The 13,990-nt window shown below is 36.3% G+C and carries 12 protein-coding genes and 2 pseudogenes; 12 read left to right on the top strand and 2 right to left on the bottom strand.

The window, feature by feature from the left end; genetic code table 11:
- Window positions 1-179 precede the first annotated feature (179 nt).
- The 10 genes and pseudogenes from AC6I0I_RS09170 to AC6I0I_RS09125 all read left to right on the top strand — a co-directional run bounded on the left by AC6I0I_RS09170 (window position 180) and on the right by AC6I0I_RS09125 (window position 9,055).
- Window positions 180-1,712, top strand: a complete 1,533-nt coding sequence (locus tag AC6I0I_RS09170; protein WP_262953719.1) for an ATP-binding protein — start codon at window positions 180-182, stop codon at window positions 1,710-1,712.
- 271 nt (window positions 1,713-1,983) lie between these two features.
- Complete coding sequence (locus AC6I0I_RS09165) at window positions 1,984-2,715, top strand: response regulator (protein WP_237658861.1); 732 nt, start codon at window positions 1,984-1,986, stop codon at window positions 2,713-2,715.
- Between the two features lie 158 nt (window positions 2,716-2,873).
- On the top strand, window positions 2,874-3,182 hold the full coding sequence (locus AC6I0I_RS09160) for a hypothetical protein (RefSeq protein WP_161830919.1): 309 nt from the start codon (window positions 2,874-2,876) through the stop codon (window positions 3,180-3,182).
- A 55-nt stretch (window positions 3,183-3,237) separates the two neighbouring features.
- On the top strand, window positions 3,238-3,672 hold the full coding sequence (locus tag AC6I0I_RS09155; protein WP_161830920.1) for a potassium channel family protein: 435 nt from the start codon (window positions 3,238-3,240) through the stop codon (window positions 3,670-3,672).
- Complete coding sequence (locus AC6I0I_RS09150; RefSeq protein ID WP_161830921.1) at window positions 3,672-4,346, top strand: potassium channel family protein; 675 nt, start codon at window positions 3,672-3,674, stop codon at window positions 4,344-4,346. Before AC6I0I_RS09155 ends, AC6I0I_RS09150 begins: the two co-directional genes overlap by 1 nt.
- A pseudogene (locus tag AC6I0I_RS09145) lies at window positions 4,333-5,793 on the top strand (TrkH family potassium uptake protein). The gene AC6I0I_RS09150 and the pseudogene AC6I0I_RS09145 overlap by 14 nt, the downstream one beginning before the upstream one ends.
- 433 nt (window positions 5,794-6,226) lie before the next feature.
- Window positions 6,227-7,360, top strand: a complete 1,134-nt coding sequence (gene nagA / locus AC6I0I_RS09140; protein ID WP_262951212.1) for an N-acetylglucosamine-6-phosphate deacetylase — start codon at window positions 6,227-6,229, stop codon at window positions 7,358-7,360.
- Between the two features lie 359 nt (window positions 7,361-7,719).
- Entirely contained in the window at window positions 7,720-8,019 is a 300-nt protein-coding gene (locus AC6I0I_RS09135; protein WP_338617808.1) for a hypothetical protein, read from the top strand.
- A gap of 14 nt (window positions 8,020-8,033) precedes the next feature.
- Window positions 8,034-8,288 (top strand): annotated as a pseudogene (locus AC6I0I_RS09130) (helix-turn-helix domain-containing protein); the annotation flags it as partial.
- 11 nt (window positions 8,289-8,299) lie between these two features.
- Window positions 8,300-9,055, top strand: coding sequence for an ISL3 family transposase (locus AC6I0I_RS09125; RefSeq protein WP_338617586.1), 756 nt, complete (start codon window positions 8,300-8,302; stop codon window positions 9,053-9,055).
- A 173-nt stretch (window positions 9,056-9,228) separates the two neighbouring features.
- On the opposite strand, the gene AC6I0I_RS09120 is transcribed toward AC6I0I_RS09125, so the two are convergent.
- Window positions 9,229-10,473: an MFS transporter gene (locus AC6I0I_RS09120; protein ID WP_262950296.1), complete on the bottom strand. Its 1,245-nt coding sequence runs from the start codon at window positions 10,471-10,473 to the stop codon at window positions 9,229-9,231.
- Between the two features lie 145 nt (window positions 10,474-10,618).
- Complete coding sequence (gene bsh / locus AC6I0I_RS09115) at window positions 10,619-11,608, bottom strand: choloylglycine hydrolase (RefSeq protein WP_262953670.1); 990 nt, start codon at window positions 11,606-11,608, stop codon at window positions 10,619-10,621.
- A 650-nt stretch (window positions 11,609-12,258) separates the two neighbouring features.
- Between bsh and AC6I0I_RS09110 the strand changes: the two genes are divergently transcribed.
- Together AC6I0I_RS09110 and AC6I0I_RS09105 are read left to right on the top strand one after the other, a co-directional pair.
- Complete coding sequence (locus AC6I0I_RS09110; protein ID WP_161830929.1) at window positions 12,259-13,110, top strand: sialate O-acetylesterase; 852 nt, start codon at window positions 12,259-12,261, stop codon at window positions 13,108-13,110.
- A gap of 349 nt (window positions 13,111-13,459) precedes the next feature.
- Entirely contained in the window at window positions 13,460-13,726 is a 267-nt protein-coding gene (locus tag AC6I0I_RS09105; protein WP_262953669.1) for a hypothetical protein, read from the top strand.
- Window positions 13,727-13,990: the final 264 nt, after the last annotated feature.

Below are 13,990 nucleotides of genomic sequence, written 5' to 3'. Positions count from 1 at the left end.
ACAATCACTGGTTTGAATCGGGTGGTCCAAGCCTCGTTCATCACGATGCGTTGAGGCGGTAGTTTGGCGAGTATCAATCCGTGTGCTAGGGTGATTTCCTAAGTTACACGAACACAATTAGAAATTATTCCTCCTAGATAAAATCTTTTTCGCCCTATATGTAGAAAGAAGGAATTTTGTTGAAAAGGTTATCTGTTATTAAAAATAGTATAAAAATGATTTTTATTTTCTTAATCGGTTTAGTTCTTTCGTTTCTGTTTGATTATCTTGGATTTAATGAGGCGAATATTATTCTTGTTTTTACCTTATCTGTTTTATTGACAGCGCAATTTACCGATTTTTTTATCTATAGTTTTATTTCTTCCCTGATCGTCGTGCCCTGTTTTAATTTCTTTTTTATTGAACCACGGTATTCGTTTAATGTTTATGATGCGGATTACCTCATTACTTTTTTCATTATGTTGATGGTGACCCTTATGGCCAGTATACTTACCAATCGTATTAAACGGATTGCAGCGGTGGCAAAGGTAAGAGAAAATCGAATGAAATTTTTATATGAAAGTAATAAACACTTATTACTCGTTCAGGGTCAGGAACCAATTGTAAATGAAAGCGTGAAAAATTTAGCTCGTATTTTAAAAAGAGATGTGGCGATTTCTCGATGTGATGAAAATCATCAATTATTACCGCTTCAAAATTATAGTTATTCATTGAAAGAAGAGGCTTCCTTGTTTTTAAAGAGTCTCTCTACCGAAGAAATGGCAAAGGTAATTTCCTCCGATCATGATGGGTTAGATCCAAACTTACAAATTTACTACTATCCGATTCTGGGAAAAAATGATACACTCGGTGTGATTGCGATTTCACTTATAAATAAGGATAAACTTGATGAAAATGAAATGACATTACTTCAATCCTTGTCAACTCAAATCGCTTTTGCTCTTGAAAGAGAACGATTATACGAGCAACATAAACAGGCTAATTTAGAGGCCGAACGCGAGCGCTTAAGAGGAAACTTACTTCGTTCAATTTCACACGATTTAAAAACACCGCTGACGAGTATTTTAGGGTCTACTTCAACTCTTATTCAAAACAATCACATCATTACCGAGGAAATTCGCTTAGAGTTGTTAAATAATATTTATGATGAGACCACTTGGCTTCAACGGTCGATTGAAAATATTTTAAGTATGACAAAGATTGACGAGGGAAGATTAGAATTAGATAAACATCCGGAATTATTAGAGGAATTGATTACCGAGGCAGTTACACGAATTCAACGCTTCCATCCGCAGGTTAAGATTGTGGTCGATATTGAAGAAGAGATGGTTTTCCTAAATGTTGATGCCGTATTAATTGAAACGGTTCTTGTCAACTTACTCGATAATGCCGTCCATTTTTCAAAAGAGAATCAAGTTATTACTGTTAGAGCTTACCCAGTTGGAAAGGATGTCTGTTTTCAAGTAATTGATGAAGGAAGGGGAATTTCAGAAGAAGATTTACCGTTTATTTTTGATCGATTTTATACAAAAGGGCAAGGGGGAGTATCGCATAAAAAAGGAATTGGCTTAGGTCTTACGATTTGTAAATCAATTGTGCAAGCCCATCATGGGACAATAACGGTCTTTAATAATGTGCTTAATGGATGTACGTTTGAATTTTTGATTCCAATGGATTATGAGAATGGGGCACTATCGAGCGTAGAAGGATAAAATCTTTACACTTTCTTTATGCTAGGAATAAGTTATTTAATACAATCTTTATACCAGATTTGATAAACTAAAGGTAAAAACATAAAGAGGTTCGTCATTTAAGTCGGAGCTAACGATTTGAATATCGATCGTATGAATAAGCCCTTAAGGTTTAGTTTTGGAAAGTGGACGTTAGGATGAGGCGTTAGAATAAAATAAAGAGATTGGTGTCGAATAAGTCCCCCTCGTATGAATTTAAGGGGAGAAGACGAGCTCTAATCGATGATTAAGAATGGAAGTGATGATGATGGAGATTAAGCCGTTGATTTTAATCGTAGAAGATGATAAATCAATTGCTAAGTTTGTGAAGGTGTCGATGGAGGCACAGGGATATAAATGTATTGAAACAACAACGGGTCAAGGCGCATTGGCCTTAGTCTTTTCAAGTAATCCTGATGTCATCATTTTAGATTTAGGACTACCGGATATGGATGGGCTTGAAATTATTGAAAAGATTCGTCCGCTCACTCATGCGAAGATTATTGTCGTTTCGGCACATGGACATGAACGAATTAAAGTTGAAGCATTAGATACAGGGGCAGATGATTATTTAACAGAGCCGTTTAATGTTTCAGAATTATTAGCCCGTGTTCGTGTTGCTTTACGCCAATTAAAACAAGTTCACGCATTAGGTCAGATGGCTCAAATGCATGAGGAAGCCACTTCTTTTAAAGTGGGAGATTTGTTAATCGACTTTGATAAACGCAAAGTGGTGATTCGTGAGGAAGAGGTCCATTTAACCCCGATTGAATTTAAACTGATTGAATTAATGGCGAAGCATGCTGGCCGCGTATTAACTCATCGATTTATGATTCATGAGATATGGGGTGGCTATGGCGAGAATGAAACACAGTCTTTACGCGTATTCATGGCAAATATCAGAAGAAAAATTGAACTAGAGCCGACGCATCCGCGCTATATCATTACGGAAGTTGGGGTTGGTTATCGTTTAGTGGATGAATAAAAAGGAGTTATCACTTTGAGTTGATAGCTCCTTTTTTGCGTTAAATAACAGGAAATATCTTTATGAGACTCTTATAAGAGAGGCAGTTATCTTAATACAATCTTTATACTAATTTTGTTAAACTAGGAGATGCCATTAGTTAAGACGAGGTGAAGATGATGGGGCAACTAATTAGTGAGACTCACTTTGAAGAGTGTATCTCAAATTCGATTAAGTATTTAAAAAGTTATCAATATCCCCAAGCGCTTGCAATGATTCATGAGGCGATGGTAGTCAATGATACATCTGCAACGGTATATAACTTATTAGGGATCTATTATGAAATGAAAGGTGAGTATTCTCATGCACGCAAACTTTATCTGGCGTCGAGCTCGCTGGATGCTTCATTTTTACCAGCGATGAATAACCTCAATCGTTTGGTGTCTTATTCAAACGAAAGAACATTAGAAGTGATTGATTTTGGATAAAAGTTGATGGGAACAAAATAGAGTATTTATTTAAATCTGAAAGGATGTTTGTGAGATGAATTCGAAAAAAAAGAATTATATAATTATTGCGGGTTGTAGCCAGTTTGGGGCAACGATCGCCGCTGCTTTTTCCCAACAGGGATGTAATGTTGTTGTTATTGATTCAAACGCTGCTTCTTTTCGTAAACTTCATTGCGGATTTAGTGGATATAAACTAGTAAAAGACGCAACGGATATTAATGCGTTAATCCAGGCAGGAATTGAACAAGCCTCATTAGTCGTTGCTGCAACGGAAGATGACAATGCTAATATTATGATTGCTCGAATTGCAAAGGAGATTTTTCATGTCGAAGACGTTGTCTCACGACTATATGATGTAGATAAACAGGTGTTGTATCAAGATTTAGAAGTTAAAATAATTCGTCCTACTCGATTAACTATGCAGGAGTTTGATAAATTGATGACGCGACGTGAAGGAGGAAATTTCTAATGAAGGTTTTAATTGTTGGAGGACGCGGGAAAGCCGATTTCTTAATGAATTCATTACTTGATAAAAAAAATAGCGTGACGTTAATACACGATGATGAGGAATATTGTAGACAATTAGCCCGTAAATACGACACGACGATTATTTGTGGGGATGGAACAAAACGTTATATATTAGAAGAAGCCGAGATTGAAAATCAAGATATCGTCATTGCATTAACACCGAAAGATTGTGCGAATTTTGTCATTTGTCAATTAGCGAAGAAAGTTTATGGGATAAAGAGAGCTTTTGCGACCGTCAACAATCCTAAAAATGTTGACGTGTTTAAAAAATTAGGGATTGATTCGGCGATTAGTGCGACTTACGTGGTGTCAAATATGATTGAACAACTTGCGACGATTAATGATTTATCTCATTTAACGGTGATGGAATCGGGCCATATTCATTTAATGGAGTTGCTGGTGAAGGAGCAGGATCCAATTGTAAATCAACAGATTAAAGACATTGATATTTCTGAAGAAATGATTATTAGTTGCATCATTCGAAATAATCAGGCCTTAATTCCAAAAGGAGATACATTTATTTTATCGGGTGATAAACTTATCATTTTATCAACAAGCACTCAACCTCAATCATTTATCGGACAGTTAGTAGGTGATTCCTATGAAACGCGTTAAACAAAAATATTTAGTCATGGCTTATTTATCACGCTTTATGATGATTATTGGCCTCATTTTATTCATTCCTTTATTGGTGCTCCCCTTTTATCCGCAAGAGGTGATTTATTGCAAGGATTTCATTATTCCTGCCCTTATCGCTATCTTATTAGGAGGGGGATTAACGAAGGTACTTCCTTTTGAGCGATCACAACGACTCTCGGTGGGGGATGATGCGGTGATTGTGGTAGGGGCTTGGATCCTCGCGATTATATTTTCGGCCATGCCATTTGTTTTCTCTCATCAATTAAATGTAACACAAGCCATTTTTGAATCGGTAAGTGGTTGGACGACGACGGGATTATCGGTTGTTAATACGGAACAAACGGCGCACATTTTTTTAATTCATCGAAGTGTTACTCAATTTTTTGGAGGGGTAGGAATCGTTCTAGTGTTACTGTCGGCCCTTTCGAGTACATTTGGATTGCAACTTTATCAATCAGAGGGGCATAATGACTATTTGCTTCCTAACTTGATTAAATCTTCACGCCTTATTTTAGGAATTTATTTTGGCTATATTATTATTGGCGTGCTACTCTACACCCTATTTGGGATGCCGTTATTTGACGCGATTAACCATTCAATTGGTGCCCTTTCTACAGGTGGTTTCTCCGTTAAAACATTAAGCATTGAGGCCTATGATTCTGTGGCAATCGAGGTGATTACCATTGTTCTGATGTTATTAGGAACAACGAATTTTGCTGCCCATCTTCTGCTGCTTAGGGGAAGATTAAAATCGTTTTTTAAACTAGGTGAAATTAAGTTTATGGCGCTTTTGATTGGAATTGGGGTGGCACTTTTGACAGTTTCATTAGCCGGAACGGTATTGGGGTCATTAGGTGACTCGTTCCGAGTGGCTATTTTCCAAGTTATTTCAGCGTTGTCTACAACGGGATATGCGACAACAAGTTACACAACATTCACTTCGTCCGCATTGTTTATCATGATTGTTTTGATGATTATCGGGGGATGAGCCGGTTCAACATCAGGTGGGATTAAGCTCTATCGTTTCCTTTTATTAGTCAAACAGAGTATTTGGAACGTGTATCTTCAATTTAAACCTGAACATTTTATTAAGGAACCCTTTGTATTAAAGCCCGAGGGAAAAGTTTATTTAACGAATGATGACTTCAAAGAGGCCTCAAATTATGCTTTTATTTATATGGTCTTGCTAGGAATTGGGACGTTTATATTTTTAGTGATGGGTTATCCTCTTCAGGAGTCGTTATTTGAGTTTGCGTCGTCATTAGGAACGGTCGGTCTTTCGATTGGAATAACTGCTCCTGATCTTCATCCACTTTTATTGTGGACGGAAATAGTGGGGATGCTGTTTGGGCGCTTAGAAATTTGGGTTATCTTTATTTCACTGATTAAAATTTGTACGAGACGTAAAAGAGGTCGCAACTAAGAAAACAACCCTTGTTGTTAATCTGATTCAAAAGCATCGCGATTCTTTTTAACACTTCCTAATTAAGAGAAAAAAGAGGAAGGATCGTTCATAAATATCAAATGGATACGGTATGAGTTCATAAAGGGTCTCATACCGTATTTATTTAGGATGCGGTTGTGATCAGAATCATTAATGTCGGTTGATAGGGGTAACTTTCTCTAGCGTTTGTGGTAAACTAAAGAGTAGCAGCCTCTCATTAGGGTGAGGGGTGAAATTGGTGATACCGTTTTCTAGTAGTTACTTCAACGGGGCATTGTCAGTGTGAGACTTATAGTCGTTACTTTCTTTGTTAGCTTACAAAAAATTTAATCCAATTCGTTTGTAAAATCGCCAGACAGTAATAAGATAGGGAGCGTTGGGCAATTTGAATTTAAGGGATAGAGGTGTGAGAATGAAGGCAATTAAGAATGGGAAAATCATAATGCCCCAAGGTATTCTTGAAAATCAGGTGCTTGTATTTGACGAAGTGATTAGATCGATTCAAGTAGAGGTTCCCGAAGATTGTGAAGTCATCGATGCCCGTGGCATGTATGTGTCTCCAGGATTAATTGATGTACACGTGCATGGAAGTTGTGGTGCTGATACGATGGATCAATCGGTTGAGGCCATCGAGACCATTAGTCAAGGAATTGCTCAAAATGGGGTGACGGCTTTCTTACCGACAACGATGACCATGAGCCAAGAAGATATTTATGGAGCTTTAAGCGTCATTCGGGAATGTATGAGACGGTCATTAGTTGGGGCTAAAGTTTTGGGTGCCCATATGGAGGGACCGTTCATTAATGAGTTGTATAAGGGGGCGCAGTCGAGTCAATATATTGTAAAACCAAATTTTTTATTTATAGAACCATATACCGATGTTATTAAATTGGTTTCCTATGCACCAGAGTTGGATGAAAGTTACGCGTTTACCAAAGCGGTGAAGGAAAGAACAGAGATAACCTTATCTATTGGCCATACGAATGCCACCTATCAACAAGCTAAAGAGGCCTTTGCCTGCGGATGTAGTCATGTCACGCACTTATTTAATGCAATGACGCCACTTAATCATCGGGAGCCTGGCGTGGTTGGGGCTGCATTAAGTAGTGATGTTTTTACAGAATTAATTGCGGATACGATTCATATTCATAAAGATTTATTCCCGTTTGTGTTGGCGAATAAGGGAAAAGAGAAAATTGTGTTGATCACAGATAGTATGCGCGCCGGATGTATGAAAGATGGAACGTACGATTTAGGTGGGCAAGCCGTGTTTGTTAAAGACGGAGCCGCCCGACTTGCTAGTGGAAATTTAGCTGGAAGTGTGTTGACCTTAAATCAGGCCGTCTATAATTTTTATAAGTATACAGACGTCACGTTGTGGGAGGCGATTCATATGGCTTCTTTAAATCCAGCGACATCCATCGGTATCCATCATCAAAAGGGAAGTCTGGATGTATCAAAAGATGCAGACATTGTTATTTTTGATGAGGAACTCAATTGTTATTTAGCGTTCGTTGAAGGACGCGAAGTAGTTAATAAATTTTGAAAAAGTGGGTTATTAATAACTGATTAAATGGGGTACTATCCCGCTAAAATGCTTATTTTAGACGAGTAGAGGATGGGATTTTCATTATAAAAAGAAGCCATTAAGGGATTATGCTTAATGGCTTCTTTTTATAAGTCTTTACTTTTTAGGAAGGGATCTTTATAAGATAATTGAATGTTTCGTGGGGGGAAGGTGCTGAGCTGCCTAAGAGGAATCTTAAGTGGTTCTATAATTTTTGGTGTGGGTGGGATTACTCACACCTTTTTGATTGCCATAAATATTGAGACAAAAAAAAGAGACATAGTCCCCAAAATCCTATACAATGTAATCGGCTAAAACAACACGAAAGGATTGGTTTTATGTCTCATACTAATTGTATCTCAACTTTACTTGATTTAAAAGATAAAAATATTACTTTTTCAGAAAATTGTATCCAGGAAACTCAGATTAAGAATGTTCGTTCTAAACTTATTTTAGGGACTCTTTCTTTTCAACCGACTCATTGCTACCACTGTGGTCATTCTTTTGACTCAAATATCATTAAACACGGCTTCAAAACTTCACGTATTAAGCTAGTCAAAATTTCCGGATTTGATGCTTATCTAGACTTAAAAAACAACGTTATAAATGCCGTCATTGTGACCGAACATTTACCCTAGAAACATCTCTTGTTAACCCTAATTGTTTTATTTCCACTCCCGTAAAACAAGCCATCTTTTTAGAAGCTAGTCATAAGAAATCCGAAACAGATATTGCACGTGAGCTTAACGTTTCTCATTCAACCGTTAACCGCGTCATTCATTCTTCCTATGAAGAACAGCCGCTTCCCTTTAATTCTCTCCCAAAAGTTCTTTGTTTTGACGAGTTTAAGTCGGTTAAATCGGCCGAGGGTCACCTGCCATGCGAAGCATGTATCCTCCATTGGTAGGGAACGGAGCAATGTCCTTCATTTTTTGTGATGCGTCCAATGGAAAGCTAATTGATATCGTTGAAGACCGTCGCTTAAGTACACTAAGGACTTATTTTATGCGATTTTCTAAAGCAGCTCGTGAAGGTGTAACCCACGTCGTCATTGACATGTACGCCCCTTATATGACACTCATTAAAGAGGTATTCCCTAAGGCTAAGATTGTTTTAGATAAATTTCATATCGTTCAACTAGTCTCTCGTGCTCTTAATAAAACACGCATTCGTTTCATGAATCAAAATAAAGAGTTTTATAATAAATTCAAACATTATTGGCGACTTCTCTTAAAAGCCCAAGAAGATCTTAATGCCACTCATTACTTCTATTCCAACTGCTTCAAAAAGATGATCTCTCAACAAGAAATTATTGACTTTTTATTAGCCCTAGACCCTGAACTAAAGGAGACTTATGATTTCTACCAAACTGTCCAACAGGCTATTAAACTTCGTAACCTTGAAATATTTCATCATGCCATTCAACACCCCTCTGACCTGCTTTCACACGAAATGAAAACAGCTTTAAAAACACTCACTCATTATCAAGATTATGTCAAAAATACTATCGAAACTCCTTATACAAATGGAGTACTTGAAGGAATTAACAACAATATCAAAGTCATTAAGCGAATCGCTTTTGGATACCGTAGTTTCTACCATTTCAAAGCAAGAATTTTGATTATTCATAAATACACTTTTGAACAAAAAAAGAAGAGGAATCAAACCATCTAAAGAATAGCCTAATTCCTCCCGATTATATGTATAGATTTTATTCACCCACACTATTTGATAAAGAACCTCTTAAGTTCGTCATCAGCAGGACCCGTGGATTAACATTTCTTTCAAAAGAGACAAAAACGGAGTGAATACTTTCACTCCGTCGTTGAATGTTGAATAAAGAATAATTATTTTTGTAATAATTTTTTAGCTTGGATTTGCCCCATTAAGTTTAAGATGTAACCGACTACCCCAACGGCAATGAATAACATACAAGCAGAAGTTAATCCAATTTTATTTGAAAGGGTTGTAAATAATAAGGCTGAAATCGAACTACCTAAGGCGAATGACATACCGACTTTTGCTAACTTCATTGTTCCATCACGTTGTCCAAAAACATCTGACGGCATAAAGGCTGGTGCTGATGTGATTGTAAAGACAGTTAATCCAGATAAGATAGGAACAAGGAATCCAACAAAGCTTCCGGTTGGCATAAAGGCCATGATAATTAAAGCTAATACGTTAGCGATTCCTGATAAAACCATTGGAACGAATGATCCTAATTTATCGAATAATTTACCACCGGCAACGTTACCGATTAAACATGAAACACCAAAGATTGAACCAGCAACACCTAATTGACTTGCTTCAAATCCTTTTTTAGCTAAAACTGGAATAGCCTGTGTTGATACAGCTACAACGGCGAAACAGATTAATGCACAACCACACCAGAATGTCCAGAAAGCAGATGTTTTACTTGTTTCTTTATCTGATAATCCATCAAATTTTTGACGTACAGGTTTTGCTGATGTTTCAGTTGAAACTTTTTCTTCAGGAAGCTCACCTTGTTTTGGATATCTAATAAATAATAAGGCTAATGGCACACCAATTGCAATCATCGCTAAACCTAAGATGATGTATGTTCCACGCCATCCAACGTTCGCTAATAAATTAACGGTAATAGGTTGTAAGAAGACGTTACCAATTGATCCACCTGCTAAGGCGATTCCTAATGCAGTCCCGCGTCCTTCACCTGGGAACCAGTGTCCCATCATAACTGGTAATGATAATCCTGTGAATAAAATTGTACCGATTTGTGTACAGAAAGCACTCGCGTTAAACATAATTGCATTTTGTGCTAAACCGTATGACGCGAAGGCTAAACCACCAATAATTAACCCGGCAACATAAATATATTTAATTTTGAATTTATCATAAAATTTAGCGAAGAATGGGTTAAATAAAGCAGGGATTGTTCCTGATAAATACAATAAAGTAAATCCAACTTCAGTTACGACCCCTGATTCAGAAACCGGTGTTTGCATTTGACTTTGTAAATTTTGAGAAATACAGTATGGTAATGCTTGGATTAACATACAAATGAACACGATAAAATATCTTTTACCATTGCTAGCTTTTACAGTCTGATCCATATCAGAGTCCTCCTATATCATTTTCCGTATTTAGTTTTCGTTATAAATGGGCAATTTTTAAGAAACAATTTCTAGAAATAATCGGTTAATCAATGATAAGGAGTTAGTAGCTCCCAAAAAGATTGTTTCTTAAAAATAAGAATCTTTAATTTTGTTGCATAACAGTAAACTCGTCATTAAATGTAAACAATTTCACTTCTTTGGCATCTAAATCTTCGTGATACATATTGATCGCGGAAATACTATGGTTCGTATAAGTTTTATAATAGTAGATTCCTTTTTCTTGATCGATACATGACGTATACAAAGTGATGTCATTTAAATGTTGAGGCGTTACAACCGATCCACGTACCATGGCGACACCATTTAAAATATGGAAAAACTCGCTCATTCCAGAATAATTGACATCTGCATAATCAATATGATTACGTAAGAAGGCAGCTTTTACGAAGCGTGAAGGTGAAGAGTAGTCACCAGGTAATCCAAAGGCACCAAGCCCTTGACCTAATGGTTTTAGATTCTGTTCACCCCATGTGGTATCTTGAGGTTGGGTAGCAGTAAGTCCCATATACTGTGTTAAATTTGTAAGGTGCCAATCAAATGTTGGCGCATTCGTCAAAACACCGACCTTATTATCCATCACTTTTAATCCATTTACGGTTTTTTCAACGACAATACTTTCACCTGTTTTATCGCAGATCATCCAATGGAGTGGTGAAATCGGTACTTGTTCATTTAATGGGACCCCAACTAGTACAACATTTTTTAAAGCTTCTTTTACCTCTTTAACCGTTTCAAAATTAGCGGCAACCCATAAGAGTAAATCGTAAGGTGCAATATTTGTTTTACCCTCTACGGATTTGTCGTCCCAGTGTGCATATTTCGGAAAATTTAATCCCGCTGCAGCTAATCCCTTCTCATTACAAACATCTGCATAAGAAGGATGTTCATCAATTAGTGTTCCCATTCCGATAATCGCATATTTTGTTTGTTCTACTTCTCCAGTTGCACGATTTTTATAATCAAAATGTCTTGGAGTTAAGAGAACGGATTGATTGAACGAATACTCAATATCCATGTTGCGACCAAATAAATGAGAACCGTCTTTAGCTGTTAGTGATAGTGCAGTACACATCGGTGATTTCCCCTTTCTAGTACATCAACGTTCATTTAATCTGACATTGTTTTAAGAAATCTTACCTTGTTGAATGTAAGATTAAGATTTATATTTTATACAATATATCTACATTTATGAGTGATAAGCTCTACCATTTTAGAGCAAAATACTCATCGAAAAACAAGGTCTACTCTTATAATGCCAAATTCTTGATGTATTAAACGCACATTTTAAGGATATTGCTAATAATTTTTAAATTAAAGAGGGTCCATTGATAACGTTAAAATGGATGTTTTTTTGTAAACATGAGGCTTAATTCATCATGAAAAACCTCTTAATCAACGTTACTGATATAGTTTAATCCCATTTTGAAAATAAGTAAAATAGATTATTTTTATATAGATTATAAGTAAAATTTATGTAAGGGGAATCACGTGGATGAAGAAGGATCCTAGTCTTCTAATAAAAGGAAATTCAACTTTGATTCGCATAAAAAGATTTTATATTTGATGAAACAGATTCTTGTGTTCGAAAAGAGAATTATCTTAAAGTTAAAGGTCTTAAAGAATTTTTTTTAGATGTTCATCTAGGGGAGGCCGAATAATTCCTTTCAGAGAGTAAATCATAACTAGTTGTCATTAAATTTATCAAAGGAGAAGGTGGAAAAGGTGATTAAATCGATTTTAATGTTAGGACAATCCAATATGGCTGGAAGAGGGTTTATTAGCGATGTTCCTCCTATTTATAATGAACGAATTCAAATGTTGCGTAATGGAAGGTGGCAACTCATGACTGAACCCATCAATGTTGATCGACCGGTTTCAGGGATTAGCTTAGCAGGTTCATTCGCAGAGGCATGGTGTCATGAAAATCCAAGTGAAACGTTAGGGTTAATTCCGTGTGCTGAAGGAGGAAGCGCATTAGATGATTGGGCAATTGATCAATCATTATTTAAGCATGCACTTAGTGAGGCTAAATTTGCGATGCAAAGCAGTGAATTAATTGGTATTCTCTGGCATCAAGGAGAAAGCGATAGTTTTAATGGAAATTATAAAGTCTACTATAAAAAATTACTTCTAATTATAGAAACGCTTCGTGAAGAGCTCGGTGCTCCAAATATCCCATTAATTATCGGAGGATTACCAGACTTTTTGGGCAAGCAAGGATTCGGGCAAAATTGTAAGGAATATGAGTTCATTAATAAAGAATTAGAGAGATTTGCGTTTAATCAAGAAAATTGTTATTTTGTAACGGCGAAGGGGTTAACTTCTAACCCGGATGGGATTCATATAGATGCTATTTCTCAAAGAAAGTTTGGAATAAGGTATTTTCAAGCCTTTTCGAAGCAGGAACATGTCCTAACCCCACTCATTCATGAGGAAAAATTAGTAGGGCAATTAGCCGCACGCAAAAATACAAAAACCGAAAAAATTTACATAAAAACATTGGATTTTTCACTTGGGAAAATATCATACGATGACTATCTATCTGCAGTAATGAAAATTAACTCAGAGGAATAAAATCTTAAATTAAAGGAGGAAGGGATTACTTTTGATCCCTAGTCATAACATTTTAATAATCGTTAGAATGTGTGAGGAGTATGATAAGTAAAGGGTGTACTGTATGAGCAATAAGAATAAAAAATAACGAAGGATTTGAATCAATCGATGGTTTAAAAATAATGATTGATAACAGACTCGCTCTAATTTCAATGGTTGTTATAGGTAGGAATATATCGAAAAAAGGTGCGATTTTATCATATGAGGACAGTTATTTACATATGATTTGATGTAATGTCCACTTAGATGATAAATGTGTCGTTTATAGAATGGAGTGTCCAGTGGGGATCAAGTCTGGGGGGATTTGTTGATGAAAAAAAATGAGAATATGATTAGTTTCGTTTTGGGAATTATTTCAGCGGTTCTATCAGGGTTAACATTTTTAATTGTCCTTTTCTTTGCAGAGCTAACTGAAGATGGGGGATTAGGATTTCAATCGATGTTAGTCATATTAGGTTTAGTTTTTAACATCCTGTCCTTAGTTTGGGCAAATTCGAACACAAAAAAAATGCGATTTGGACTCATTGTATCAGGGATATTGTACCTTTTTTGGAGGAGGGTTCTTCGCTATTATTAATGCCATTTTAGCAATTATTGCGGGATGCGTTGTTAAAGTAAATAAAAAAGATGAACTAAAATTTAATGTTATGGATAAAACAATAGATTTAGGATCCATTGTTAAAGGAAAATAAGCGACAGTGTGATAAAAAGGGCAAAGACGTTAATCTTTGCTCTTTTTAGACGTTATAGGGAGATTTTTCAGTAGGATAGGCGGTCTCTCTGTTTAATAATTAGCGTCTTAATAACATAGGAAATGATTTGTTGCTTAACTTTAAAGGTG

It is taken from the genome of Turicibacter sp. St.80E1 (assembly GCF_059728495.1).
This window is presented reverse-complemented; position numbering and strand designations above follow the sequence as displayed.